Here is a 26,347-nt window from a genome sequence, read left to right on the forward strand (position 1 = left end):
GTACACTCGGGGGCGAGTAGTGCTTTCTCCGCCGCTGTGTGGGTCGGAACCTTCTTTATCGAGTCGGCGGTCTCCACGAACACGAAATGGCTGTACTTTGGCTGGACGACGTGTCGGCCGACGACCTGGAGACGGTCGGCGGCAAGGCGGCCTCGCTGGGCGAACTCACCGGCGCGGGCCTCCCGGTCCCGCCGGGCTTCGTGGTCACAGCAGGCACCTACCGGACGTTCATCGAGGAGGCGGGCATCGACGAGGAGCTGTTCGCCGCGATGGAGATCGACCCCGAGGACAGCGCCGAACTGAAGGCCGCCGAGGAGACCGCCCGCGAGCTCATCCTCGGAGCCGACCTCCCCGAGTCCGTCGCCGACGAGATCCTCGAGGCCTACCGCTCGATGGGCGGGGAGGAGGAGGCGTTCGTCGCCGTCCGCTCGTCTGCCACCGCCGAGGACCTCCCCGACGCCTCGTTCGCCGGACAGCAGGAGACGTTCCTCAACGTGCGCGAGGAGGTGCTCGTCCAGCGCGTGAAGGAGTGCTGGGCGTCGCTGTTCTCCCAGCGCGCCATCTACTACCGCCAGCAGAAGGGGTTCCCGCACGACGAGGTCGACATCGCCGTCGTGGTCCAGCGGATGGTCGACGCGGACAAGTCCGGCGTCATGTTCACGAGCCACCCCTCGACCGGGGAGCCACGGATCATCGTCGAGGCCGCGTGGGGCCTCGGCGAGGCGGTCGTCTCCGGCTCGGTCTCGCCCGACAACTACGTCGTCGACCGCGAGACCGCCACCGTCGAGGAGGTGACGATCGCCGACAAGAAGGTGATGATGGAGAAGGACCCGGAGACGGGCGAGACCGTCGAGCGCGACGTCGAGGAGGACCGCCGCGAGAAACGCGTGCTCTCGGACGGCGAGATCGAACGCCTCGTCGAACTCGGCCGCCTCGTCGAGGACCACTACGACACCCCCCAGGACGTCGAGTGGGCGATCTACGACGGGGACGTGTACATGCTCCAGTCGCGACCGATCACGACCATCTCGGAACCCGCCGGGGTCGACGATCGCGACCGCGCCGGCGACGTGGCCGAGGAGGCGACCGGCGGCCCGGGGTCGGCCGGCAACGCGGGCTCGGCGGGCAAAACGTCCGAGGCGGCCGGTGCGACCGACGGCGGCAACGGCGACGACGACGTCCTGTTGCGCGGGCTCGGGGCCTCCCCCGGCATCGTCTCGGGGACGGTCAGGGTCGTCACGAAGCTCGATCACCTCGACCAGGTCGCCGAGGGCGACGTCATCGTCACGGAGATGACGATGCCCGACATGGTGCCCGCGATGAAGCGGGCCGTCGGCATCGTCACCGACGAGGGCGGGATGACCTCCCACGCGGCCATCGTCTCCCGTGAACTCGGCGTTCCGGCGGTCGTCGGCACCGGCTCCGCGACGCGGACGCTCGAGGACGGGATGACGGTCACCATCGACGGCGACAAGGGAACGATCCGGAGGGGCTCGGCCGCCGAACGGGGGATCGAGGAGCACGAACCCGTGGAGGCGATGCGGCCGGAGACGCCCGTGAAGCCGATGACCGCGACGGAGGTCAAGGTGAACGTCTCCATCCCCGAGGCCGCGGAGCGTGCCGCCGCGACGGGCGCCGACGGCGTCGGCCTGCTGCGGATCGAGCACATGGTGCTCTCGCTCGGCAGGACCCCGGCGAAGTACATCGCGGACGAGGGCGCGGACGCCTACGTCCAGGAGCTCGTCGACGGGATGCGGACCGTCGCGGAGGAGTTCTACCCGCGCCCCGTGCGCGCGCGGACGCTCGACGCGCCCACCGACGAGTTCCGGGAACTGGAGGGGGGCGAGGACGAGCCCGCCGAACACAACCCGATGCTCGGCTGGCGGGGGATCCGCCGCTCGCTCGACAAGACCGACGTGTTCGAGAAGGAGCTCCGGGCGTTCCGGGAGCTGTGGGAGATGGGGTACGACAACCTCGAACTGATGCTCCCGCTCGTCAACGACGCCGAGGACGTCAGGCGGGCCAAGTCGATCATGCGCGACGTCGGCATCGACGTGGACAAGCGCCGCTGGGGGGTGATGATCGAGACGCCCGCCTCGGCGCTCGCCATCGAGGACCTCGCGGCCGAGGACATCGACTTCGCCTCCTTCGGCACGAACGATCTCACCCAGTACACCCTCGCTGTCGACCGCAACAACAGCAACGTCGCCGGCCGGTTCGACGAACTCCACCCGGCCGTGCTGGAACTGATCGCCGAGGTCGTCGGCACGTGCCGCGAACTCGACGTCGACACGAGCATCTGCGGCCAGGCGGCCTCGAAGCCCGCGATGGTCGACTTCCTCGTCGAGGAGGGGATCACCTCCATCTCGGCGAACATCGACGCCGTGCGGGACGTCCAGCACGAGGTCAAGCGGACCGAGCAGAAGCTGGTGCTCGACTCGGTTCGCTGAGCTCCGATTCCCGCTCCCCTCCCGCGTTTCCCCTCCGCGTGGCCGGCCAGCGACTGACCTCTCCACGTGGCGGTTCCTCGGCTGTCCGTTCGGCCCATCTCGCGGTACGGGTGACGGACCGACGTCGGACCGCGTGGTCGAATCGGGCCCCACCCGGTCGCCGTCGAACCGCCCAGTGATTCGGATGCGACCGGCACCGAAGCGGAACCGCTAAACGGGGACCAACCGTTCGGTTCCGGTATGCAGCCGTCGGTCGGCGAGCGTCGCTCGCAGTCGTTCGACCGGGTCCTGTCCTCGATGTGCACGGAGCCACACCCCGCCGCGCGCGCCGCGGCGGAGGCCTTTCTCGCGTCGAACCCCGGCGACCCGGCCACCTACGACGCCGTCGCGGAACTGGAAGCGGAGGCGGTCGACCTGCTGGGGGAGCTGGCGGGACTCGCCGAGCCTCACGGCTACGTGACCAGCGGCGGTACGGAGGCGAACGTCCAGGCGGTCCACGCGGCACGGAACCTGGCCGAGTCGGACGACCCGAACGTGGTCGCGCCGGAGTCGGCCCACTTCAGTTTCACCAAGGCGGCCGAACTCCTCGGGGTCGAGCTCCGGACCGTCCCCACCGACGGCGACCACCGGGCGGACGTCGACGCCGTCGCGGCCGCCGTCGACGCCGACACCGCGCTCGTGGTCGGCGTCGCCGGCAGCACCGAGTACGGGCGCGTCGACCCCATTCCGGCGCTCGCGGACCTCGCGAGCGACGCGGGGAGCCGGCTCCACGTCGACGCTGCGTGGGGCGGGTTCCACCTCCCGTTCTCGGGCCACGACTGGGGCTTCGACGACGCGGCGGTTGACAGCCTGACCGTCGACCCGCACAAGGTCGGGCGGGCGGTGGTCCCGGCGGGCGGACTGCTCGCCCGCGACGCCCGGACGCTCGACGCGCTCGCGGTGGAGACGCCGTACCTCGAGACGCCGACGCAGGCGAGCCTGACCGGGACTCGTTCGGGCGCCGGCGTCGCCGCCGCTGCCGCCGCGCTCGAGGAACTGTGGCCCGACGGCTACCGGGCGGAGTACGAGCGGGCGATCGACCTCACGGAGTGGCTCGCGGTCGAACTCGGGGGGCGCGGCTATCCGGTCGTCGGCCCGGAACTGCCGCTCGTGGCCGTCGACCTCCCGGACGCGCTGTTCGAGGCGGTCCGCGGGGAGGGGTGGAAGCTCGCCGGAACCGGGACCGGCGAGGCCCGTATCGTCGTCATGCCGCACGTCGACCGGGGGACGCTCGAGTCGTTCCTCGACGCGCTGGACCGCTTGGCCGGAACCGTCGGAGTTTAACCCCGCCGACCGCGATTCGCGAACGAACACGTGTCCTCGCTTCCCGTGCTGGCCGTCGATCCAGCCCCTTCCGTCGCCGGCACCGCCGTCCTGTCGTCGCTCCTGCCGGAGTTCGGCTGGGTCTCCTCGCTCGTCGAGAGCGCGACCGGGTGGGGCGGGCTCGGGATCATCTTCGTCTACTCGTTTCTCATCGCGTTCGCGCTCCCGGGGGTGAGCGAGATCGTCCTTCTCGCGCCGCTCAACCTCGGGTTGAACGCGGAACTCCGCCTGCTGCTCATCGTCCTCGTCTCCGGCGTCGGGAAGGCGGTCGGGTCGGTGTTCGCCTTCCACATCGGGCAGGAGGCGAAGGAGGCCGGACCCATCGTCAGGTGGCTCGAGCGCTCCCGGTTCGACGTCATCGAGTGGTCACAGACGAAGACGGTCGACATCGCCCGCAAGTACGGCTACGCGGGGCTCGCGCTCGCGCTCTGCGTGCCCTTCTTCCCGGACACCATCTCCATCTACGCGTTCGCCGTCCTCGAGCGGGATTACTGGAAGTTCGCGCTCGCGACGTTCGCCGGGAGCGTCGGTCGTCTCCTCGTCACGCTCGGACTCTGGGGCGTCGGCAACAACGCGGTCGCGCTGCTCGACTCGTTCCCCCTGTAGCCGTCCGGACCGGGGGGTCGAACCCCCGAATCACGCCGAGTGCTCGTCGGACGGTCGCTCCGATTCCGCGTCCCGTCTCCCGGTTTCGTCGTCAGGGTCGGCGTCCCGGGGGCGTCCGGCCCCCGTGAACCGTCGGGGTTCGACGGCGGCGCTCGCCTCGCGTTTCGAGCGGGACCGACGGCGGCCAGTCGGGGTTCGAGGGGGTATCGTGCCCCGTGGATTCGCGACCGAAACCCACGGACGGCGACCGGAATCGGAGACCTAGCTCCCGTCCAGCGCCCTGTGGTGGACGCGGTATCCGCCCGGCGCTCCGACGACGTCGGTCACACCGTACAGACGGAGGGAGCGCTCCCCCTTCGTGACCACGCGGAAGTCGTAGTGCTGGGCGTCGTACTCCGGCCGCGCGTCCCGGCCGGCGAGGAACTCGCGGTGCTCGCGGAGCCGTCGCCGACCGCGCTCCTCGGCCAGCGCCGAAAGCCCCCCGAGCGCGTCCTCGAACGCCGCCGCGAACCCCGGGTTCCGCTCGACGCCGACGGAGTTCCGAGCGGCGGCCATCGCGGCGAGCGACGTCGTTCCCGTCCCCCAGAACGGGTCGAGCACCGTGTCGCCGTACGTGGAGAACATCGAGACGAGTCGGTACGGGAGTTCGAACGGGAACGCGCCGGACCGGTCGCGGGGTGCCGCTTCGCCGAGCGTCTGGTCGACCCCCCGCAGGTCCTCCCACACGTCAGAGAACCACCGGTTCCGCTCCTCCCAGAAGTACGCGGCGCCGTACCGGTCCGCGTCGTGGGGCGGGAACTCACGGCGGCCGCCCCTCCGGAACACGAGCACGTGCTCGTGTTCGAGCGTGACGTACGCGTTGGGCGGGAGCGTGCCCGAACCCATGAACTTGGTCGGGGAGTTGGTCGGCTTCCGCCAGAGGACGCCGGGAAGCTGATCGAACCCGAGCGCGGCGAACGCCTCGGCGATGCGAGCGTGGTTCGGGTACAGCCTGAACCGGCCGTCGAGCGACCGCGTGGCGTCGCCGACGTTGACGCAGGCGACCCCGCCGTCGACGAGCACCCGGTCGAGTTCGGCCCAGGCGTCCGCGAGCACCGCGTGCATCCGGTCGAACGCCTCGTCGCCGTCGCCGCTCGCCAGCGCCTCGCCGATCGCCGGCCGTAGTTCCGCGAACGGCTCGTCCCACTGCTCGATCATCGGGTACGGCGGCGACGTGACGACGAGGTCCACCGAGTCGTCCGGAAGCGGCAACGCGCGGGCGTCGCCGACGCTCACGGCGTGTTCCGTCTCGCGCCGGGCCGGGAGGCGTGGGCCGCTCATCGAACGGGGAAGGTGACGCCCCCCGGTTAAATCCGGCTATCGGCCCCGCGTCCCGCGGTCGGCGATCGCGACGTCACCCGTCTCACCCCGACGTCCCTACTCGTCGCACGCCTCGAGCCACTCCTCGGCCCAGCCCTCGATCTCGGCGAGCACCGGCCCCAGCGACTCCCCCTTCTCCGTCAGCGAGTAGAACGTGGCGACCGGCGCGTCCGGCTCCATCCGCCGGTGGACGAACCCCAGTTCCTGGAGGTCGTCGAGCACCCGCGAGAGGGTCCGCGCGCTGGCGTCGGTCGACCGCTTGAGCTCGTTGAACCGCTTCTCGCCCCCGCGGAGGTCGTGGAGGACGACGAGTCGCCACTGGGAGCCGAGCTGTTCGAGCGCGTCGATCACCGGGCACGGCCCGGACTCCTTCCCGACGGGTTCCGCTTCGACTGCCATGGTCGCTGCTACGCCCGAGGGCTACATAGGAGTTCGGATCCGAACCGGGTATCAGACCGTTACTGCTCCCCGGCCCACGCCTTCAGCGCGTCGCGGACCGCGGCCAGGTCCTCCGGATCGCCCGCGTCGCGACGGTCGACGACCGTCCACCCCGCCGCCGCTTCGTATCCGAGGCCGAACAGCGTCCCGTCGACCTGCACCGCGAGCGCGCGGATCACGTCGTCCGCGACGCCCAGCGGGGCCGCCTCGACGATTGCCTCCGCCTCCCGGAGCGCGTCGAGCTCCGCGGCGCGGAGCGGGCGGCCCGGAAGCGATTTGATATAGCGCAATGTGATTTATCGGCCGTCGAAGGCGTCCACGGGCGTCGGATCCGCGAACCGTTCGAGTTCGTCCGGTTCGAGCGCGAACACGGCCGATGGCGTCCCCGCTGCGGCCCAGATGCGCTCGTGCGACCGGAGGGACCCGTCGAGGTACACCGGCACGTCGGTCTCGTGGAGGAACGGCGGGACCCCGCCGATGCTCCACCCCGTGGCCGACTTCACCTCCTCCGGGCCGGCGGTCCCCACGGCGTCCGCGTCGAGTTCGGCGGCGAGTCGGTCCTCATCGACGCGGTTGTCACCGGCGGTCAGCACGACGATCGGTTCCCCGTCCGCGAGGAACACGAGGCTCTTGACGATCTGTCCCACGTCACAGCCGACGGCCGCGGCCGCGTCCCGGGCGGTCTTGGTCCCCTCGGGGAACTCCTCGATCCGTGCCTCGAACCCGAGTTCCTCGTGCGTGCGCGTCGCGAATCGATCCGCCGTCGGATGCATGGGGGAAGAAGGCGGTCTCTCGCCGAAATACCCGGCGAATCCGGCAGCCCCGGTCGTGGGGTTTACGTTCCCGCCCGACCTCACTCCGTTCCGTGATCGGACGCCCGCCGCCCCCGATGCGCGTGCGACCCTTCTAGCGGCGGGTGGAACGTTCGTCCCCGACGGTCCCGAACTCGGAAGCGGGGGATCGTGAACCCCGGCGCCCTCGAGGAACGGCCGACCGACCGACGGGCGAGGGGTTCGCCCGATTCGGCGGGCTTTAGGCCCGCATCCACGACAGGACAACCATGAGCCACGAGGAGTTCCCGACGGAGACGCCGGCGGTGGTCACCTGTGGGTTGCCGTACGCCAACGGCGACCTCCACATCGGCCACCTCCGGACGTACGTGGGCGGCGACGTGTACGCGCGCGCCCTCGAATCGCTCGGCCAGCGGACGGCGCTCGTCAGCGGGTCGGACATGCACGGCACGCCGGTCGCCGTCAACGCGGAGAAGGAGGGGAAGGACCCGGAGGAGTTCGCGCTCGGCTGGCACGAGCAGTACGAGGCGACGTTCCCCCGGTTCTCCGTCGAGTTCGACAACTACGGCCACACGCACGACGCGACCAACACCGAACTCACCCGGGAGTTCGTCCGGACCCTGGAGGGGAACGGCCACGTGTACGAGAAGGAGATCATGGTGGCCTACGACCCCGAGGCCGACCAGTCGCTCCCGGACCGCTACGTCGAGGGCACCTGCCCGTACTGCGGGGCGAAGGCCCGCGGCGACGAGTGCGACGAGGGCTGCGGGCGCCACCTCGAACCGGGCGAGATCGAGGACCCCCGTTCGACGGTGACGGGGAACCCGGCGGAGTACCGCGAGCAGACGCACAAGTTCTTCCGCGTCTCGGAGTTCAAGGAGTACCTCTCCGGGTTCCTCGACAGGCTGGAGGGGACCTCGAACGCGCGGAACCAGCCCCGTGAGTGGGTCGAGGGCGAACTCCGCGACTGGTGTATCACCCGCGACATGGACTGGGGGATCGACTACCCCGATATCGAGGGCGAGGAGCCGACCGACCTCGTGTTGTACGTCTGGGTCGACGCCCCCATCGAGTACGTCGCCTCGACGAAGCAGTACACCGACCGGGTCGGCGCCGACGAGTACGACTGGGAGGAGGTCTGGCGGGACGGGGGGGAGATCGTCCACGTGATCGGCCGGGACATCATCCAGCACCACACGGTCTTCTGGCCGGCGATGCTGCGGGGGGTCGACTACAACGAGCCGCGCGCCGTGATGGCCTCCGGGTTCATGACGCTCGACGGGGACGGCTTCTCCACCTCCCGGAACCGGGCGGTCTGGGCCGACGAGTACCTCGAGGAGGGGTTCCACCCCGACCTGCTGCGCTACTACCTCGCGACCAACGGCGGCTTCCAGCAGGACGTCGACTTCTCCTGGGAGAAGTTCCGCGACCGCGTGAACAACGAACTCGTCGGCACCGTGGGCAACTTCCTCTACCGCTCGCTGCTTTTCGCCCACCGGAACTACGACGGGACGCCCGACGCCGAGGTGTCCGACGAGGTGCGGTCGCGCATCGAGGGAGCCATCGACGACTTCGGGGAGGGCGTGAACGACTACTCCGTCCGCTCGGTCGGCAACGCCACCGTCGACCTCGCCCGGTTCGGCAACGAGTACATCCAGCGGAACGAGCCCTGGAAGCTCGTCGACGAGGACGAGGGGGCCGCCGCGGGGGTCATCCGCGACTGCGTCCAGATCGCGAAAGCGGTCGCCGTGCTCTTCGAGCCGATCGCGCCCGGCAAGAGCCGGGCGCTCTGGGAGCAGCTCGGCGAGGACGGCAGCGTCCACGACGTCCCGGTCGAGGAGGCCCTCGAGGCCCCGCCGCGGGAGTTCGGCCACCCCGAAGAGCTGTACGAGAAGATCGAGGCGGAGCGCGTCGAGGAGCTCAACGAGAAGCTCGCCGCACGCGTCGCGGAAGCCGGCGGCGACGGGGAAGCCGACGACGGGGCCGGAACCGAAACGACCGAGTCGGACGCCGACGGTGACGACGACGTGAGCGAGTTCGAACCCATCGCGGACGAGCGGATCAGCTTCGAGGAGTTCCAGGGGCTCGACCTCCGGGTCGGCGAGATCGTGAGCGCCGAGCCGATCCCCGACGCCGACAAGCTGGTCAAGCTCGAGGTCGACATCGGCGTCGAGACGCGGAACGTCGTCGCCGGCATCAAACGTCTCCACGACGCCGACGACCTCCCCGGAACGAAGGTCGTGATCGTGGCGAACCTCGAGAAGGCGGAGCTGTTCGGCCACGAGTCGAACGGGATGGTGCTCGCCGCGGGCGAGGACGCGGACCTCCTCACCACCCACGGCGACAGCGTGCCCGGCACGAAGGTCCGATAGACGCCGCCGACTCCCCCCGATCGGTCCGGTCCACATCGACCCCCACCCGGACCCTACCTTCCACGCTCGAACGCCGCGTCGGCGACGGCGTCGCGGTGGACCTCGTTCGGCCCGCCGGCGATGGTGAGCAGTCGGGCGTCCCGCAGGTAGCGCTCGACGGCGCGGTCGCGCGTGTACCCGACGCCGCCGAGCGTCTGGAGCGCCTCGTTGGCGTTCTCGACGGCGGCCTCGGTGGCGTTCACCTTCGCGAGCCTGAGCGCCCGCCCCGGATCCGCGTCGCCCCTCCCGGCGTCGTCGCGCGCCCGGTCGGCCAGGTCGGCCGCCCGGAGCGTCAATAGCCGCGCGGCCTCGACGCGCTCGGTCATGTCGGCGACCCGCCAGCGGATCCCCTGGAACTCGCCGATGGCCCGGCCGAACTGCTCGCGTTCCTCGGCGTACGCCGCCGCGTCCTCGAGCGCCGCTCGGGCGAGTCCCACGGCCCGCGCGGGGACGTTCACGCCGGTCCGCACCCGCCCGCGCTCGGCGAGCGCCCCGTCGACGGAGCCGACGCGCCGGTCGTCGGGCACCCGGACGCCCTCGAGGGTGACCCGACACGTGGAGACGCTCCTGGCGCCGAGCGTGTCCCACCGCCGATCGAGTTCCAGGTCCCCGGCCGGCAGCAGGAACGCGGTCGCGTTCCCGGAACCGTCGGCCGGCCCCGTCCGGGCGTAGGTCAGGACGACGTCCGCCTCCTCGAAGTTCGTCACCCAGCGCTTGTGCCCGTCGAGCACCCACTCGTCGCCCTCGCGCCGGGCCGTCGTCGCGAGCGTGGACTTGTCGCTCCCCGCCTCGTCCTCGCTCAGTCCGAGCGCGCCGACCGTCCCCATTCGGGCCATCCCCGGGAGCACGTCCCGCTTCAGGTCGTCTTTCCCGAACCGCTCGACGACCGCCGCGACGCCGACGTGGAGACCGAAGGCGGCCGCCGCGGACATCAGCCCCGCCGAGAGTTCCTCCGTGACGAGCGCGAGTTCGACGAGCCCCCCTCCGCGCCCGCCGTACTCCTCGGGGAGGAGCAGGCCAGCGAGCCCGCGGTCGCCCAACTCCGCGAGGAACTCCCCGGGGTACGCGCCCTCCCCGTCCAGGCGTGCGGCCTCGGGTTCCAGTTCCTCGCGTACGAGGCCCCTCGCCTCCTCCCGGACGGCCCGCTGCTCGTCCGTGGGTTCGAATCGCATGGGAACGAGTCGCACCGGGTCGGCAAGAAACCGCAGGGCGATCGGGCCGTGCGGAACCCGATCGGACGCGATCCGACCCGCGTCGGCGGGACGGGGTGCCTGCGCGCGTCGTTCCGAACGTCCGGCCCCGATGAGTCGGGCGGTTTACCGCCCGATAGGCTGTGCTTTCCCGCCTGCCGATCGCCCGCGGGACGGGCGCCGTCTTTTTATCACCTCCCTCGAAAGGGCAGCCCATGAAATCGACGCGCAAGGGGCTCCGGGAGGGCGACCTCGAGAAGGACAACTACGAGCGACTCCTCTGTGGGAACTGTGAGAAGACGCTGAAGACCGAGAACCCGCCGGAGGAAGTGTACACGATCAGGACGTGTCCGGAGTGCGGGCTCGAGTGGAAGGAGCTCCGGTAACGGCGGCGTACGCCCTCACCGGAAGACGGCGTCGAACGCCGACGCCCCGAGCGGGTCGAAGGTCCCCGCGGCGACGTTCTCCCTCACGTTCTCCGGGCTGCTCGTCCCCACGAGCGCCGCGGTCACCGCCGGCGCGGAGCGGGCGAAGTTGAGCGCCCGCTGCGCGTCCGTCTCCCCCGCCAGCTCCGCCGCGACCGCGTCGGGGAGGTCCCGCGCGAGTTCGCCCTGCCCGAGGCTCGCGCTCGCGAAGACGTCCAGCCCCTCGCGGGCGGCGAACTCCAGCGCGCTCACCGTGTCGTCGCCGTGGGCGTGTGCCGGAACGGTGAACGCGTCCGCCATCGACACGTTGAACGGGAGCTGGATCGCCGCCAGCCCGTGGTCCTCGGCCCCGACCGCCTCCGCCGCGTCCTCGGCGCGCGCGAGCACCTCCGCCAGACCGAGGTGGGCGTCGTGGTCGGGCGGGACCCTGAACGCCTCCCAGGTGGCGACGCCGTACGCCCCGACGTCGCCCGCCGCCCGTCGCCGTTCGAGCGTCCGGAAGGCGTCCCCCAACCGGTCGTACACGTCGGCGCGGCTCCGCACGGCGAGTTGCGTCTCGGGGTTGTGGACGTAGTAGAGATCGACCGAGTCGAACCCGAGGGAGTCGAGCGAGCGGTCGACCATGGCGTCCAGGAATGCCGGGGCGATGCTGTGGCTGCCGCGGGCGAGGTCGGACGCGTCGACGAGCCCCGTGTCGACGAACGTCTCCCTGACGTACCGGGCGGGGTCGTCGGGTCGGCTCCCGTCGAACGGCACGAAGCCGCCCTTCGTCGCGACGACGACCTCCTCGCGATCGACCGACGCCCCGCGGACCGCCTCGCCGACGACCCGCTCGCTCCGGCCGCAGCGGTAGTTGACGGCGGTGTCGACGAGGTTCACCCCCGAATCGAGCGCGAGCCGGATCGCACCCCGGTAGCGGTCGTCGACCGCGTCCGTGGGCTCCCCGAGGTACGTCCCGATCCCCACGCTGGAGACGACGCCCGGCCCGAACCGCCGGAAGTACGTCCGCCCGAAGGCGTCGCCGAACCGGTCGCGGTACCCCCAGGTCCCCCGCGCAGTGGCCATACGCCCCACAGTGGCCGCTCGGACAAAAGCGCTGGCTACACGTCGCCGCTCATCGCGTCGAACAGCCGATCGAGCAGCGCGTCGCCGCGGGGCGCCGACACCTCGCGGGTGCCGTCGGCCTGGACCGCCGGCGGGATCTGTCCCCCACCCATGCGGGCGTGGCCCCCGGCGCTCGCGTTCGCGAGGTCGCCGACCGCGGCCGCGAGCGTCCGGCCCATGTGGACCCGGTCGTCGCGCGAGCGTCCCGACAGGTGTACGGTCCCGTCGCGCTCGCCGAGGACGACGACCGCAGTCACCCCCTCGAGGCCGACGAGTTCGTCGGCCGCCTGCGGGATGGCGTCCACGTTCGAGACCGCGCCGACGTCGCTGACGGCGAACGAGCCCCGGACGTCGCGTCCCGCGATGGCCCTGGCTTTCACCTCGAGGGTCTCGGTGCTGACCTCCGGATCCGCGATGCGCGTGAGGAGGTCCTGGTCCACGCCGGGGTGGAGGTAGCTCGCGGCCTCGAAGTCGGCCGGACAGACTCCCCGGGTCAGGCGGTTCGTGTCAGAGAGGATGCCGTACAACAGTCCCGTCGCGGTGAGCGTGGGGAGCGCCGGAGGCTCGACCTCGCTGTCGTGTCTGTCCGGCGGGACCGGGGTCGCCCCGAGTTCGTTCAGGTACTCGGTGACGATGCTCGAGGTGGCGCCGTACTCGGTCCGGACGTCCGTGAACTCCTCGCCGCCGCCGCCGCCCGGGTGGTGGTCGACGACGCATGCGGGGAGGACGCCGTCCGCCCCGGTGAACCCCCGCGGCTCGTTGTGGTCGACGAGGACGACCGCCTCGGCGTCGATCTGGGAGACGTGGTCGAGCGACTCCATCTCCACGTCGAGGACGGTCCGGAACGCGCGGTTCTCCTGTCTCCTGATCTGGCCCGAGAACTGGAGGGTGGCGTCCGTGTCGACGTGGCGGGCGATCCGCGCCACTCCGAGCGCCGCGGCCATCGCGTCGGCGTCCGGGTTCGGGTGGAGGAGGACCGCGACCTCCTCGTGCTCGGCGAGCACGGCGGCGAACCGCTCGCCCGCCGGCCGTCTCAGCCAGCGATACGCGAGGAACCCGACCGCGACGACGAGGAGCGCCCCCACGAGGGCGGCCGCCGCCTGCTGATCGGTCAGCGACAGCGCCTCGACGCGCCTCGTCAGTTCCCCGCTCACGTCCGGTTGCATGTGCGTGGACTCTACCCGGGGTACCAAGAAAGTACCAGACGGTTTAATCCTGCGGCTCCGGTTTAGTCACACCCCACCATTGTGAAACGTCTCGACCGCCGACCGGTACCCCTCCCGATAGGTAGGGAACGCGAACTCGTATCCGATCTCACGTAGTCGTGCGTTGTCGCAGCGCTTGCTCGTACGGACGCGACGCTCGGCCGCCGCCGAGAGCTCCCCCTCCTCGATCCGCTCGGCTTTCGTCCGCTTCTCCGGTCGGGAGAGCCCGCACTCGTCGGCGAGCCAGTCGGCGAACTCCCACCGGTCCACCGGTTCGTCGTCGACGGCGAGGACGACCTCGCCGCGAGCGCTATCCCCCTCCAGGAGACGTGCGATCGCACCGGCCGCGTCGTCGCGGTGGATCATGTTGAGGTAACCGGCGGTTACCGGCCCCCTAACGTAGCGGTCGAGGCGGTAGCGGTCCGGCCCGTACAGGCCCCCGAAGCGAACGACCGTCCCGTCGACGTCGTACTCGACCGCACGCTCCAGCGCGACCCGTTCCGCCTCCACCAGGACCCCGGTCTTCTCGGTCGTCGGCTCCAGCGGGGTGTCCTCGGTCACCCAGTCGCCGCCGTGGTCGCCGTACACGCCGGTGCTCGAGGTGTAGACCAGTCGGTCGGGGGTCGCCGATCGCGACCCGTACTCCGCGAGCACGTTCGCCAGCCCCTCCACGTACACCCGCCTCGCGGCTTCCGCCCCTCGACCGCCGCTGCTCGCGACGAAGACGACGGCGTCGGCGTCCGGGAGCGACCGGAGGGTGTCGGGGTCGGTCACGTCGCATCGAACGGCTCCCAGTCCGGCGGAACGAACCCGTTCCAGGCCGCCATCCGACCGACGGGCGCCGACGACGTCGTGGCCGGCGTCCGTCAGGTGTCGTCCCAGCTCGAGTCCGACGTAGCCACAGCCGACGACGACGACCCGCATCAGCCCTTGCGCTCGGCGACGAGCGCCTGGATCGCCGCCAGTTCACCCAGCGTCAGCCTCGTTCGGCCCTCGATCGCCTGCTGTACCTCCTGTCCGGTGAGGTCGGGTTCGATGTTCGCCGCGATCGTGTCGACGTCGAGGATGGCGGTCACCATCTCCATCATCAGGTGGTCGCGGACCTCGAACGCCAGGTCCTCCGGCGAGGCGTCCTCGACGAGCGCGAGCACGGTTGCCGCGTCGGCGAGTCGGACGTCCGCCACCTCCCCCGCGGCGATCGCCTCCACCGTCCCGCGGTCGAGTCCGGTCGCCTCGACGGTTCCGTCGACTCCGAACTCGGCCACGACTCCGGCGAGCTCCTCGGCGTACGCCGCGAGGAGGTCCCCCCGCGTCGCCCCCTCCGGATCGTCGTGGGCGTCGTAGAGCATACCGCCTCTCCCCGCCGAGCGGGCAAAACGGTTGCCACTTCAGGCCTCGATGCGGCTCGCGTCGCTCCAGGCCCGAGGAACCAGGGCCCCCCGTTTCGGGGGTGTCCGGCGCCGTGGTTACGGTTCCCGTTCGCAGCCGGGAACGCTGGCGTCCGGACAGGGCCACCCGTCCGACCGCTCGTCCGCGTCACCGTCCACGTCGCCGACGCCCCCTTTCCCTGCGGGTACGGCGACGAGGACGACCGTGCTCGTACGGAACGAGACGCGTTCGTTCCGACCGACGCGTTCCGGGGCGCCGTCCCCGTCGACGTCGAACCGAACGGGGCGACCATCCCTGACGTACCGGACGACCGTTCCGGCTCCGTCCGGCGATCCGGTTCGTGCCTCCACCGCGAACTCCGGGTAGTGGCCACGCACCTCGACCGACCACGCGTTGACGGTGGCGTACCAGTAGCCCGGCGCGGGAGCGACCGGGAGTCCGGCCACTGCCGGGCCGAACGTCCCCTCCGCGTACCGGTCGCGGACCTCCTCGGCGGCACGGTCCGTCCCCGACTCGACCGCGTCGTGGACGAGTTCGCGACCCACCCGTCGTTCGGTCGTGACCGTCGCGTTCGTCACGTCCGCCGGGACGGCGATCCGTTCGCTGCCCGCCTCCTCCGTGACCGACAGTCGCAGACGAACTGCGAGCCGGTCCCGTTCGGTCGCCGAGAACGACCCACGTTCGGCCGTCTCGCGTGCGACCGCGTCCGCGTACGACCCGTTCGTCATGGCGACCGCTCGCTCGCCGAGACCGGGGTACTCCCGGTCCGCCGCGTCGAGGGCCGCGCTGCGATCCCGAGCGGAGAGGCGATCGCCGGCGCGTCGGTCCAGCGTTCCGTCGGCGCGGGTTCGGACGCGCCGGACGGACGGCCGTACCTCGGACGCGAGGTCGTCCCGCCGTCGTTCGAGCGTCCGGTTCCCGCTCGCCCCGAGCGTCCCGTTAGCGCGCCGAAGTGCCAGGCCGGCCGAACGGAGCGACGTCGTTCGGCGCTTCGGGAGCACCGCGTCGGTGACCGTGTCGGCGACGTCGCCGGACGGGACGGTGAACACGTTCGTGTTTCGAGCGGCGAGCGGGCGGACCTCCCCCACCCGGTGGCTCGCGCCCGTTCGCTCCGGGGACACCGACGTGAGCGTCAGATAGCCGGGGGTGGCGTCGGGCGTCAGGACGACCGGCCCGGCGGGCCCGTGACCGATCGGGCGAGGTTCGGGGGCAACCCGCTCGGCCGTCGCCTCGCTCACCTCGTCGAGGCGCTCCGAAAGCGGTACCTCCGCCTCCTCCAGCGCGTCCCTGAACGCGTCGTTCCGGCGATCCGACGTGCCGGCTCGGTCCTCGAGGAGGGCGATGAGTCCGTCGAGGAACGCCGCGCGCGCCGCGACGCGTGCGCGGTCGCTCGCGCCGTCGTACCGGGATGGGGCGTCCACGAGTGCCGCGCGTCGTTCGCGCAGCGCCGCCGCCAGTGCCGCCGGTGCGTTCGCCTCGCCGGCCGCGACGGCGTCGCGGTCGACGCGAACGGTCACGTCGCGCGTTCGCTCCCGGAGGCCTGCGACGTCGGCGTACACCCAGTCGTCGAGTTCCTCCGGCCGGTCCCCGGAGACGACGATGGTCTCGGTGTCGTCCCCCGTTTCCGGCGCGTCTCGGGCGACCCTTCGCAGTCGCTCGGGACCCGCGAGGCGTTCGAGCGCGTCGTCCCGAACGTCCGCGAGGTTCGACCCGCCGAGGGCACCGCCGGGCTCGAACGCCGGCGAGACGGGGCGGTTCGGCCCGTGTGTCGGATGACGGTACTCGGCCGACACCCTGACCCGAACCTCGTGGACGTCCGTCCACGTCGTTCGGGTCTCGCGCGTCCTCGTTCCGTTCAGCCAGGTTCGGACGGCGGCGTGTCTCACCCGCACCGTCAGCGTCGCGTCGAGGAACTCGCGCGGGTCGTCCCTCCGGCGGGTGGTTCTGTCGACGACCTCGACGGTGTTCGATCGACGGTCGGCGACGAGCGTCCAGTTCCGGCCCGGCGGCTCGGGCTCAGGGGCCTCGCCCACGTCCGAGGCCGCGAGCCGGACCGTACGCGTCACCTCGGCCCGATAGGCCGCGTCGGCGACCCGACGGGCGTCGCCGGCGAGGAACTCCGCGAACGCCCTGTCGGCGCTCCGGTTCACGCCGACGACGAGGTCCCCGTCGCTCCCCGGGGAAGGAGTCGACCGGGCTCCCGCCGCGCCGGACTGGTCCCCGCTCGCCGACAGAACGGTGTCGGTCCACGCCGGACCTTGTCGTATCGCCGGCCCGAACAGGTCGGTCGTCCCCACCTCGGCCGTCGCGCGCACGACTCCGGCGCGTCCTTCCGCGTCGGCACGGCCATACACCGCCCGTTGCTCACGCAGCGCCGCGGCGTTGCTCGACAGTTCTACGTGCCGGTTCGTGAGGACGTTCCGAACCGGAGCGCCGCCGTACTGGGCCAGCCCCCGCGCCTCCGCGACGCCCGTGAGCCGCCAGGTGAGCTGCCGGCCCAGTCCCGGCCCTTCGAGCGGACCGGCGTTGAGCCGTCGTTCGTACCGGAGCGTCCGCTCGTGCATCGCGAGCACCGGCACCGCCACCGTCACGACGTAGTCGGTTCGTGCGGTGGCGACGACACGTCCGTCCCGCCTGGCTTCGATCGTCACGTTCCGTATCGTGACCGTCGTGGCCGTCCCGTCCTCGGCGGGACGGACGTCGATCCGACGGATGGCATCGCGGAGCTCCGAAGTCGAGTTCACGGCCGGGAGACCGGCGGTTCCGACGGTCCTCCCGTCGTCGACCTCCGTCGTTCGTAGCGCCGACGCGACCGACCCGTAGATTCGAAGTCTGAGCGCGTCCCTGAACGGGGAACTCCCGTTCAGGGCGTCACCGGCCGGGGTGTCCGCCGGGCCCGTGACCGGTTCTGCCGCCGCGGCCCGTGCCGCCTCCTCCGTCGCGGTCCTGATAGCCGGACGCGCCGTCGCTTCCGTCCGGTCCAGGGTCGACTCCGCGGCGACCGTACCTCCGGTGGACGCCGAGAGCGCCACGGTGTTCGCGTAGCCGACGCTCCCGAGGAGCAGCACGACGCCCACGAGCGCGAACGGGACGCGGGCGCGGTCCGTGGACTCCCGGGTCACGGCGACCACGCCCTGACGACGACGACGACGCGGTCGGTCCTGTCGACCTCCTCGACCGACCGCCGTTCGGTCGAGTTTCCGCGCAGGTCGGCTCGAACCCGTTCCGCGACGATCGGACGGAGTAGCTCGTTGGCGGCACGCGGACCGCCACTCTCGAGGGGGCCGATCGTGTCGACGCCGTATCGCTCGCCGACCGCCCGGTACCGCCGTTCCACGAGTTCGGGGAGCGGCGCGTCGTCGTGGAGCGCGAACCGGAGCCGCTCGGGCGGGAAGAGCGCACGGACGATCGTTGCCGCCAGGCGGTCGTAGCCATCGGCCTCCACATCGCTCCCGGTCGCGTTTCCGGTCGCCGGGGGGACGTGAACCGGGACGGTGAATCGGGCCGCCTCGACCGCACGTCCGGCGGGGGGTTCGGGGCCGACCGTCACGTCGCCGCGGACGTGTGAACCCGGATACGGCTCCCACCGCGCGTGTACTCGCGTCCGCGGCGGGAGCGCCTCGGCGACGGCGCGCCGCACGCCGCGACGGTAGTCGGCGGAGGCGTTCGACAGCGGACTCCCGGCGATCGATGCGTTCCTGAACGCCGCCCGTGCGAGCAGTTCCGCGAGCGTCCCGTGCGCGACCCGGTCGCGTTCACCGCTCCCGGAACTCCGCGTCCCGACTTCGCGGTCGTCCGCCGCGAGCGAGTAGCTCACGTTCCCGGTCGTGACCGCCAGCGTCTCCGCAGTCGCATCCGCCCGACCGGGGGGCAGGTCGGGCTCCTGGGTACCGACGACGGTCAGCGCCGCGGCGCTGACGAGCAGGAGACAGAGGCCGGCGTCGAGGGCGGTCGCCGTCACGACCAGACCTCCACCGAGAGGGTCGCCCGTCGAACGACGCCCGGCCGCATCTCGACGCCGACCGACCTGGATGCGTGGCTCGCTCCCTGGGCGGGCGTCGGACCGGCCGTCCTCCGCAGGCCATCCATCACGAGCGAGACGTTCACCTCGTACCCCGACGGACCGACGGCCCGTGCGTCGTCCAGCCGATCCGGATCGGTTACGCCGCCCGTCGTGAGCCGGTCGTGCACGCGGTCGAGCGTCGGACTCGCGAGGTCGCGCCGGGGGTCCGGCGTCACGTCGGCGAGCACGACCACGTACGCCGTGAGACCGAAGACGATCGCGAGCACGGCAGCGAGCGTCACCGTCGGCTCCGCCTGCGCCCTACGCGGCGAGGACGAGCGTCGCATCCTCACCCCCCAGGGAGACGCTGCGGACGACCAGCGCTTCGGCCTCGCGCCACTCCGCCGGCCGATTCTCGACCTCCGCGGTCGCGCTGCGGAAGGACCTCCCGCTCCGGAACGTCGCTCCCGATCGGTCCCCCCTCGCCACGGCGGCGAGATCAGTGCCGGGGTCCACCGGAACGACGGGACCGAACGCGAATCGGGCGTGTGCCACCCCGGCGTCGGACCTGAGCGTGAGCCCGTCCGGACCGATCCGAACGGCGTCCGCGGCGATCCGGTAGCTCCCGCGGGCGGGCGGCTCACTGGCCGCCACGGAGTCCACGGCGTCCGCGGCGGACGCGGCGTCCGGAGGCGGTGCCGTCGGGACGCCGTACGCTGTTCCGAGCAACACGGTGGCGACCGCGGCCGTGCCGAGCCAGGCGTACCACGCGTCCACGGGGACGTCGAACATGGGGAGTGTGGTCCCGTCACCACTGATAAACTTACAGCAGCAACCCCGCCCCCAGGACGCCGACGAGGAAGCTCCCGACGGCCGTGACCAGCGCGATCCCGACTCGATAGGCGATCAGCGCCGCGTCGATCCCGCGTTCGAGTCCGGTCGCGAGGCCGGTCAGGAGGGTCGCGAGCAGGAGGACGTAACATCCGACCGCGCTTCCGACGAGTTCCGGCGGGAGCGGTGGCGCAGTCGCGTCCGGACCGAGCCCCCCGCCCGCGGTCGCGAGCCGTCGCGCGAGCGCCACCGTCGCACCGCCGACGAGCGGTCCGAACAGCGCGCCGGTCTGGACGAGCGTCCGGGTGACGGCTGCGAGGGAGCGCCGCCCGTCCCGTTCGCGTTCGAGGAGTTCGTCGAGCCGGTCGGCGTGCGAGCACAGCGCCTCGCCGGCGGGCTTCCCCTCCCGTGCGGCGACCGCGAGCAACGAAACCGCCGCCCGCGTGCGGGTTCCCCCCTCGTCCGCGAACGGACCGGACCGACCGAGGAACGAGTCGCGAACTCCCACGCCCAGCAGTCGCTGGCGGCGGGCGGCCTCCCGGAACGCTCCGCCCGCCCGGCCCGGCGTCCGCGCTCCGGCCCTGGCGATCGCCGTCTCGACCGCTTCGCCGTCCGCGACCGCCCTGCCGACCGCCGAGAGCGCGTCCGGGAGCCCCCGTTCCAGTTCCCGGACCCGTCGGCGCTCGCGGACGACCGGCCGTGTGAGCACGACCAGCGAGGTTCCGACCCCGACCCCGACGGCGGCGACTGAGGACGCCCACGCGTCGAGGACGATGCCGGAGGCGAACCAGGCGACCCCCGCCGCACCGCCCCCGGCCACCGCCGCGAGGACGCGTCCGTCGACGATCGACCCCCGATCGACTTCGACCGCCGGAGGTTGAAACGCCACGGGACGGGCGGCGAGCAGCCGCACGCTCCCGACGGCGAGCGAGAACGGAAGCAGGAGGTCGTAGACGAGGACGAACGCGGCCGGGGTGACGGGAACGCCGGCAGCGGTGGCCGCCGGGAGGGCTCCGACGAGCGCCAGGGGGAGGAGGACGCCGAACGCGTACAGTCCCGTCACCGGACCGCGGAGTTCGCCCGCGAAGGAGGCGACCCGTTCGCTGAGCGCGGTGTCGACCGCCCGTACCGTCCGGTCCAGGATCCGGTCACGACGCTCCGGGTTCGCCTCTGCCGCCGCGAGCAGTCCCGCAGTCGCCCGGTCGAGCGCCGGAAACCACGGGCTCCATTCGTCGGTGAACCCGTTCAGGCCCGTCCGGGGCGTGCCGACGCTCCGCTCGACGTGGTCCCGGAGACTCCGCGCCAGAATCCCCTCGCCCGAGCGGGCGGCGAACCGCGCGGCGCGTTCGGGCACCGGCATCAGCCGCATCCGGAGCGCCAGCATCCCGACGAGCTCCAGCGCGTCGCTCAACGCCCGAGTCCGTCGGAAGGCGGCCAGCGTTCCCGGCGCCGCCTCGACGGCGCGCACCGATCCGATTCCGAACGCGACCGCGAGTGCGCTCCCCGTCGACGCGCCAAGCGCGGACACGAGCGCGATCCAGACCGCGAGCGAGAGGACCGTCGCCGTCACGTACCCGGCACCCAGGACGAACTCGGGCGGGTGGGACACGTTCAGAACGCCGAGCGATCGTCGGAGGTCGGCGTCGACCCGGATCGGGAACGGCCAGACGGTCGCGAGCCGTCTCAGCATCGGTCACGATCCGTCCCTTCGGGCCCCGTCCTGCCGTCGACGGCGAGCGATTCCAGCCGGTCGGCCCGGTCGTGGATCGCCGTCCGAACGTCGTGATAGGACTCGGCCGGCCCGGCGAGCGCCGGGAGCAGGACGCTCTCGCCCCGCTCGATCACGCCGGTGGGCGCCGGTTCCCCTCCGGAACGGTCGAACAGCGGGACGATTCGGGTCGCGTCGTCGCCGACGCGTACCTCCTCGACGGCGCCGAGCCGTCGATCGGGGGCGAGCGAGACGACGAGATCGGTCGCCGCGAACGAGGATTCGGGAACGCCGAGGTCCGAGACGACGCGTTCGCGGACCGTCTCCCCGTCGGAACCGTGGATCGTGCCGAGCACGGCGTCGGCCGCCGCCCCGATCCGCATCGCCTCGTACAGCGCCGTCGCCTCCTCGCCCCGAACCTCCCCCACGACGAGCGCACCGTCGCCGAGTCTCAGGGCCGTCCTGACCGCGTCGGTCGAGGTGAGCGCCGCGTCCGGGCCGTTTCCGACGCGGATCGACTGGACGTCCCGGTCGGCGCCGCGAAGCGGGTCGGTGGGGAGCTCCGGCGTGTCCTCGATGACGACCGTCCTGACGGCCTGAGGAAGCTCCCAGAGGAGCGCGCCGAGCGTCGTCGTCTTCCCGGCGCCCCGCGGACCGGCGACGAGTGCGGTCACGCCGCGTTCGACCGCGAGCGAGAGCACCCCCGCGGCGGAGGGAGGGATCGACCCGACGGAGATCAGCCGTGCGAGCGTCCACGGCTCGTCGTCCGTGCGGCGGAACGCGAACGCCGGACCGTCGCTCGCGGGGTCGGTGACGCCCGCCACCCGAACGCCGTCCAGCGAGGCGTCGACGGTGGGGGAGGCACGCGAGAACGACCGCCCTCCCGCCGTCCGCACCCGGGACGCGAGCGCGGACAGGTCCCTTCGGGAGAACCGGACGTTCGTCGTCACGGGGTCGCCGTCGACGACCGCCCGGACCGGGCTCCCGGCCGCCGGCGCGGTGAGGAAGGCGTCGGTGAGCCCCGAGTCCGCGAACAGGTCGTCGAGCAGGCCGTTCCCGCGCGTGTGCTTCCGGAGCACCGTCGACAGCGTCTCGACGGGGTCGTCCCGTCCCGCGACCGCACGGACCGCTCGCCCGGCGGCGCGGTCCCCGCCCCGAACGGTCCCGTCCGCGAGCGCGGCGGCTGCCTCCTCGAGGGCCACGAGCGCGTCCGCGTCGAGCGAGGCGCTCGCGGGCGTGAGGTGGTACAGTGACCTGTCGGCGTTCGTGTCGTACAGCCTGGCGGTCGCTCCGGTGTCGAGGTCTCGGACCTCGCGGAGCGTCGCGCCCGCCGGAACCCGGTCGTCAGCCCGACCGCGCGCGACCGACGGGGCGGCCGTGGGCCGGAGGACGTCCTCGTAGTCGGTCACCCCCTCCGCGCAGGCCGACAGTCCCGTCTCGGCGGCGACGCGAGCGACCGATCCGGCCCGGCCGCTCGCCGCTCGCACGGCCGCGAGGGGATCCGTCCGGGCCCGGGCGGAGAGTTTCGGGTCGTGGTGGGCGACCCGCTCGACGAACCGTCCGGCCGCGAGCAGGAACGCGGCGGCGCGGCCGTCGTACGTTCGCTCGAGGCCGTCGGCCCGAGTCAGGACCGTCGCGGCGTCGCGCTCCGCCAGGCGGTCGACGACCGTCGACCGACAGGCCGGAGCGGCCTCCAGCTCTCCCCGCCCCGGGCAGTCGTCGGCGTCGACGCGGAGCGTCACCCGGCCGTCGGCGGCACCGGTCGGGGTCCGGACGGCCGCGTCACACATGCACCGTCGTCCGTCGTCCGGCCGGAGGCGGTCGGGGAGGCGCATGGACCGCCTGGTCCCGTTTCCGCACTTGAACCTTCGGCGACCGCCACGAACACCTCCCCGTCCCCCGCCAGCCCTACGGCCCGCGTTCGATACGCCAGTTCCAGCACGTGGCGACCGGACTCCTCGAACCGGACGCCGCCGTCCGGGAGCGTCAGGTCCGCGTCGACCGGTCGGCTCGTCGACGGGCGCGTTCCCACCGCGTACTCGAGCGTGACGCCGACGCCCGGCGCCGGACAGAGTTCGACGAACCTCCCTCGTGCGGCGGTCAACGACCCCCGAGGGAGCCACACGGACACGCGGCGGCTGGCACCCGCGACGCCCGGTTCGACCGGGTCGGAGCCGGTCCGGAGGTCGGCTGCCTCGTCCTCCAGCGCCGTGCCGAACCGCGAGAGGTCGCTATCGGTCCGGTACGCGCCCGCGCCCTCGATGGCGGGAAGCGACGTCGACACGAGCGCGACCGCCAGTACGGCCGCGAGGACGTATCTGATCACAGTGCGTCGCGAAGCCTGCTCGCGACCCCGTCGGGGGCGGACTGATCGGCCGAATCGGAGTCCCGCTCGGGGGCAGCTCCCGATCGCAGTTCCGATCCGTGGTGCGCTTCGGACTCCGATTCGGATTCGAGGCCGGGAGCCGCATCGGAGTTCCCCTCCGACCCAGTTGGAACGCCGGGCGCGGCGTCGGCTTCGAGTCGGTCGACCGCGGCGAGCGCCGCGTCGGCCCGGCGCTCCACGTCGCGGTCGACCGCACGGACGCCCCCGACGTATCCGCGGAGCGCCTCCGTCGCACCCTCCAGGTCCGCGAGGCGGTCCTCCAGATCCGCGAGCGAGTCCTCCACGGCGGAGAGTCGTCGGTCGAGGTCGGCCGCGTCGGACCCGCCGACGCTCGCGTGAGCGCCACCGGCGGTCGGCGTGCAGCCGTCGTCGGCGAGCGCGCGCTCGACGGCCGAGAGCCGCGCGGCGAGCGCGGCGGGATCGACGTTCCCCCCGGTACCGCCGCGGGCCCGTCGGCCCGGATCGGTCGCGTTTCGGCTCCGATTCGTCTCCCCCTCGGTCGGTTCCGACATGGGGCAACTGGTCCCGGTTCCCCTCAAGAAGTTGTGGGAAGATTCAAGCGGTCGGGTGAACTTGGCCCCTTCCATGAAGACGGTCCTCGTCGGGGTCGGACAGGCCGGCGGCAAGGTGACGTCGGCGCTCGTCGACTTCGACCACGAGATGGGGTTCGGCTCGATCATCGGCGCGCTGGGCGTCAACAGCGCGAAGGCCGACCTCCAGCCCCTCCAGTTCGACACGGTACTCGTCGGCCAGGATCGCGTGAAGGGTCACGGCGTCGGCGGCGACAACGAACTCGGCGCCGAGGTGATGCAGGGCGACGCCCGCGAGGTGATGGGCGAGCTCTCCGGCCGCATCACGGCCGAGGCGGAGGCGATCGTGGTCGTCGCCGGGCTCGGCGGCGGCACCGGCTCCGGCGGCGCGCCGGTGCTCGCGAAGGAGCTCAAGCGCGTGTACGACGTGCCGGTGTACGCGCTCGGCATCCTCCCCGGGCGGGGCGAGGGGACGATGTACCAGGTGAACGCCGGCCGGTCGCTCAAGACGCTCGCGCGGGAGGCCGACTCCGTCCTGCTCGTCGACAACGACGCGTGGCACAGTTCCGGCGAGAGCGTGGAGGAGGGGTTCGGCAGCATCAACGCGAACATCGCGCGCCGCGTCGGCCTCCTGCTCGCCGCGGGCGAGGCCGTCGAGGGCGTCGGCGAGAGCGTCGTCGACACGAGCGAGGTGATCAACACCCTCAGGTCGGGGGGCATCTCGGCGCTCGGCTACGCGAGCGCGGAGGCGAGCGAGGACCCTGACGAGAACATCAACGTCGTCACCAGCGTGACGCGCAACGCGCTGTTGACGGGCACGAGCCTCCCGAACGCCGTCGAGGCCGACTCGGCGCTGCTCGTCGTCGCCGGGGAGCCGGAGACGATCTCCCGGAAGGGCGTCGAGCGGGCGCGGAAGTGGGTCGAGGAGGAGACCGGAAGCATGCAGGTCCGCGGCGGCGACTTCCCGCTCGAGTCCGGCCGACTGGCGTCGCTCGTCCTGCTCGGCGGCGTCGAGCGCAGCGGTCGGGTCGAGGAGTTCATGGAGCGGGCGGCCGCCGCCGTCGAGGAGGCCGACGAGCAGGAGGCGACCCGTGACTCAGAGGAGAAACTGTTCCAGAACGACGACCTCGACGGTCTGATCTGACGGTCGGCGCGTGGTTCGGGGTCGCAGGGTCGCCGGCCGGTCGCCGCGAGAACCGCCGGCGGGCACCCCGCCCGGCGGCCTTGAACAGCCATAAGTAGACCGGGTCCCGACATCCACCGATGACTCGCGTCCCCGACTGGCTCACGTTCCGGCGGTACGCGGCGTTCGTCACGAGCGCGACGCTGGCGCTCGTGATGCTCGGCATCTACACGGCCGCGTCCGGGGCCGGCCTCGCGTGTGCACAGCAGTGGCCGCTCTGTGACGGCGGCGTCCTCCCGCAGTCGATCCCCTCCTTCATCGAGTGGTTCCACCGCCTGTGGGCGATGATCACCGGGTTCCTCATCCTAGGGGTGGCCGCCTGGGCCTGGCGCGGGACGTTCCCGCGGCGGACGAGGTGGGCCGCGACGGTCGCGGTCGTGCTCACGCCGCTCCAGGCCGTACTCGGCGCGGTGACGGTGACGTTCAACGGGCGGCTCCCGGGCGGCTACTCGATGCCGGTCCACGCCGCCCACTTCGTCACCGGCTTCGTCATCTTCGTCGGACTGGCGTACGCGACGCTGACGGCCTACGAGGGTTCCCACCGGGGCGGGATCGACCGGGCGCGAACCGCACTGAGCGTCTCGCTGGGCGGGATGCTCGCCGGCGTCGTCTTCTCGCGGCTCCCGCCGCTGCTCGCGTACGACCCGTGGGCGCAGGCCGCCTTCTACGGCGTCTCGCTCGCGGCGTTCGGTGCGCTCCTCGCGGCGACGCGCTGGCTCGGCGCGTTCGGACGGGGACGGCTCCGCGTCGCCACGGCGCTCGCCGGCGGCCTGCTGTTCCTCGCGATGCTCCTCGGACGGGACATCGTCTACTACACCGCCACAGTCGGGCTGGTGAACGCCGCCGCGGTCGCCGGCGCGCTTGGGCTCGTCGCGGCCGTGCGGTGGCGGGTCCGCGACCGCGCGGAGCGCGGCGGGTCGACCGCCGGCACCTCGAACTGAGGCGTTCGAGCGCCGGGTCGCGCAGGACTCCCGTA

24 protein-coding genes are annotated in these 26,347 nt (G+C 72.2%); 7 read left to right on the forward strand and 17 right to left on the reverse strand.

What is annotated here, in order from left to right; genetic code table 11:
• The first annotated feature begins 86 nt into the window (after positions 1 to 86).
• The 3 genes from ppsA to HUG12_RS15075 all read left to right on the forward strand — a co-directional run bounded on the left by ppsA (position 87) and on the right by HUG12_RS15075 (position 4,418).
• Positions 87 to 2,450 carry a phosphoenolpyruvate synthase gene (gene ppsA, locus HUG12_RS15065; RefSeq protein WP_179269565.1) on the forward strand — a complete coding sequence of 788 codons (2,364 nt, stop codon included), beginning with the start codon at positions 87 to 89 and terminating at the stop codon, positions 2,448 to 2,450.
• Positions 2,451 to 2,690: 240 nt separating this feature from the next.
• Positions 2,691 to 3,773 (forward strand): tyrosine decarboxylase MfnA, encoded by a 1,083-nt coding sequence (gene mfnA, locus HUG12_RS15070; protein WP_179269566.1) that lies wholly within the window; start codon positions 2,691 to 2,693, stop codon positions 3,771 to 3,773.
• Between the two features lie 90 nt (positions 3,774 to 3,863).
• Positions 3,864 to 4,418 carry a YqaA family protein gene (locus tag HUG12_RS15075; protein WP_179270660.1) on the forward strand — a complete coding sequence of 185 codons (555 nt, stop codon included), beginning with the start codon at positions 3,864 to 3,866 and terminating at the stop codon, positions 4,416 to 4,418.
• 261 nt (positions 4,419 to 4,679) lie between these two features.
• Here the strand turns inward: HUG12_RS15075 and HUG12_RS15080 are convergent, their stop codons facing one another.
• The 4 genes from HUG12_RS15080 to HUG12_RS15095 form a co-directional block, all read right to left on the reverse strand.
• Positions 4,680 to 5,738: a DNA-methyltransferase gene (locus HUG12_RS15080; RefSeq protein ID WP_179269567.1), complete on the reverse strand. Its 1,059-nt coding sequence runs from the start codon at positions 5,736 to 5,738 to the stop codon at positions 4,680 to 4,682.
• A 96-nt stretch (positions 5,739 to 5,834) separates the two neighbouring features.
• The gene (locus HUG12_RS15085) at positions 5,835 to 6,176 is read right to left on the reverse strand and encodes a winged helix-turn-helix transcriptional regulator (protein ID WP_179269568.1); all 342 of its coding nucleotides are present in this window, start codon (positions 6,174 to 6,176) and stop codon (positions 5,835 to 5,837) included.
• A 59-nt stretch (positions 6,177 to 6,235) separates the two neighbouring features.
• Entirely contained in the window at positions 6,236 to 6,505 is a 270-nt protein-coding gene (locus HUG12_RS15090) for a hypothetical protein (protein ID WP_179269569.1), read from the reverse strand.
• Positions 6,506 to 6,511: 6 nt separating this feature from the next.
• Complete coding sequence (locus HUG12_RS15095; protein ID WP_179269570.1) at positions 6,512 to 6,988, reverse strand: YbaK/EbsC family protein; 477 nt, start codon at positions 6,986 to 6,988, stop codon at positions 6,512 to 6,514.
• A 287-nt stretch (positions 6,989 to 7,275) separates the two neighbouring features.
• Between HUG12_RS15095 and metG the strand changes: the two genes are divergently transcribed.
• Entirely contained in the window at positions 7,276 to 9,378 is a 2,103-nt protein-coding gene (gene metG / locus HUG12_RS15100; protein ID WP_179269571.1) for a methionine--tRNA ligase, read from the forward strand.
• Positions 9,379 to 9,431: 53 nt separating this feature from the next.
• Here metG and HUG12_RS15105 read toward each other — a convergent pair whose 3' ends face one another.
• Entirely contained in the window at positions 9,432 to 10,589 is a 1,158-nt protein-coding gene (locus tag HUG12_RS15105; protein ID WP_179269572.1) for an acyl-CoA dehydrogenase family protein, read from the reverse strand.
• A 233-nt stretch (positions 10,590 to 10,822) separates the two neighbouring features.
• Here HUG12_RS15105 and HUG12_RS15110 point away from each other — a divergent pair, with 233 nt between their 5' ends.
• Positions 10,823 to 10,993 (forward strand): HVO_0758 family zinc finger protein, encoded by a 171-nt coding sequence (locus HUG12_RS15110; RefSeq protein WP_179269573.1) that lies wholly within the window; start codon positions 10,823 to 10,825, stop codon positions 10,991 to 10,993.
• Positions 10,994 to 11,008: 15 nt separating this feature from the next.
• On the opposite strand, the gene HUG12_RS15115 is transcribed toward HUG12_RS15110, so the two are convergent.
• The 12 genes from HUG12_RS15115 to HUG12_RS15170 all read right to left on the reverse strand — a co-directional run bounded on the left by HUG12_RS15115 (position 11,009) and on the right by HUG12_RS15170 (position 24,170).
• Positions 11,009 to 12,097, reverse strand: a complete 1,089-nt coding sequence (locus HUG12_RS15115) for an aldo/keto reductase (protein ID WP_179269574.1) — start codon at positions 12,095 to 12,097, stop codon at positions 11,009 to 11,011.
• 35 nt (positions 12,098 to 12,132) lie between these two features.
• On the reverse strand, positions 12,133 to 13,302 hold the full coding sequence (locus HUG12_RS15120; RefSeq protein ID WP_179269575.1) for a DHH family phosphoesterase: 1,170 nt from the start codon (positions 13,300 to 13,302) through the stop codon (positions 12,133 to 12,135).
• Positions 13,303 to 13,368: 66 nt separating this feature from the next.
• A complete protein-coding gene (locus HUG12_RS15125) occupies positions 13,369 to 14,265 on the reverse strand; it encodes an SDR family oxidoreductase (protein WP_179269576.1) in 897 nt (298 codons plus the stop codon).
• Entirely contained in the window at positions 14,265 to 14,690 is a 426-nt protein-coding gene (locus HUG12_RS15130; protein WP_179269577.1) for a DUF5791 family protein, read from the reverse strand. The genes HUG12_RS15125 and HUG12_RS15130 overlap by 1 nt, the downstream gene beginning before the upstream one ends.
• 117 nt (positions 14,691 to 14,807) lie before the next feature.
• The gene (locus HUG12_RS15135) at positions 14,808 to 17,852 is read right to left on the reverse strand and encodes a DUF7286 family protein (protein ID WP_179269578.1); all 3,045 of its coding nucleotides are present in this window, start codon (positions 17,850 to 17,852) and stop codon (positions 14,808 to 14,810) included.
• Positions 17,849 to 18,691, reverse strand: a complete 843-nt coding sequence (locus HUG12_RS15140) for a DUF7284 family protein (protein WP_179269579.1) — start codon at positions 18,689 to 18,691, stop codon at positions 17,849 to 17,851. Before HUG12_RS15140 ends, HUG12_RS15135 begins: the two co-directional genes overlap by 4 nt.
• Positions 18,688 to 19,035 carry a DUF7285 family protein gene (locus HUG12_RS15145; protein WP_179269580.1) on the reverse strand — a complete coding sequence of 116 codons (348 nt, stop codon included), beginning with the start codon at positions 19,033 to 19,035 and terminating at the stop codon, positions 18,688 to 18,690. The genes HUG12_RS15140 and HUG12_RS15145 overlap by 4 nt, the downstream gene beginning before the upstream one ends.
• Before the next feature lie 19 nt (positions 19,036 to 19,054).
• Positions 19,055 to 19,525 carry a DUF7283 family protein gene (locus HUG12_RS15150; protein ID WP_179269581.1) on the reverse strand — a complete coding sequence of 157 codons (471 nt, stop codon included), beginning with the start codon at positions 19,523 to 19,525 and terminating at the stop codon, positions 19,055 to 19,057.
• Between the two features lie 31 nt (positions 19,526 to 19,556).
• Positions 19,557 to 21,254: a type II secretion system protein gene (locus HUG12_RS15155; RefSeq protein ID WP_179269582.1), complete on the reverse strand. Its 1,698-nt coding sequence runs from the start codon at positions 21,252 to 21,254 to the stop codon at positions 19,557 to 19,559.
• The gene (locus HUG12_RS15160; protein ID WP_179269583.1) at positions 21,248 to 23,107 is read right to left on the reverse strand and encodes an ATPase, T2SS/T4P/T4SS family; all 1,860 of its coding nucleotides are present in this window, start codon (positions 23,105 to 23,107) and stop codon (positions 21,248 to 21,250) included. The genes HUG12_RS15155 and HUG12_RS15160 overlap by 7 nt, the downstream gene beginning before the upstream one ends.
• Positions 23,011 to 23,598: a DUF7311 family protein gene (locus HUG12_RS15165; RefSeq protein ID WP_179269584.1), complete on the reverse strand. Its 588-nt coding sequence runs from the start codon at positions 23,596 to 23,598 to the stop codon at positions 23,011 to 23,013. Before HUG12_RS15165 ends, HUG12_RS15160 begins: the two co-directional genes overlap by 97 nt.
• Entirely contained in the window at positions 23,595 to 24,170 is a 576-nt protein-coding gene (locus HUG12_RS15170) for a DUF7310 family coiled-coil domain-containing protein (protein ID WP_179269585.1), read from the reverse strand. Before HUG12_RS15170 ends, HUG12_RS15165 begins: the two co-directional genes overlap by 4 nt.
• A gap of 73 nt (positions 24,171 to 24,243) precedes the next feature.
• On the opposite strand from HUG12_RS15170, the gene HUG12_RS15175 reads away from it, so the two are divergent.
• The gene (locus HUG12_RS15175) at positions 24,244 to 25,332 is read left to right on the forward strand and encodes a tubulin/FtsZ family protein (protein WP_179269586.1); all 1,089 of its coding nucleotides are present in this window, start codon (positions 24,244 to 24,246) and stop codon (positions 25,330 to 25,332) included.
• A gap of 119 nt (positions 25,333 to 25,451) precedes the next feature.
• Positions 25,452 to 26,312 carry a COX15/CtaA family protein gene (locus HUG12_RS15180; RefSeq protein WP_179269587.1) on the forward strand — a complete coding sequence of 287 codons (861 nt, stop codon included), beginning with the start codon at positions 25,452 to 25,454 and terminating at the stop codon, positions 26,310 to 26,312.
• Positions 26,313 to 26,347: the final 35 nt, after the last annotated feature.

Source organism: Halorarum salinum, assembly GCF_013402875.1.
GTDB classification, from domain to species: Archaea; Halobacteriota; Halobacteria; order Halobacteriales; family Haloferacaceae; genus Halorarum; species Halorarum salinum.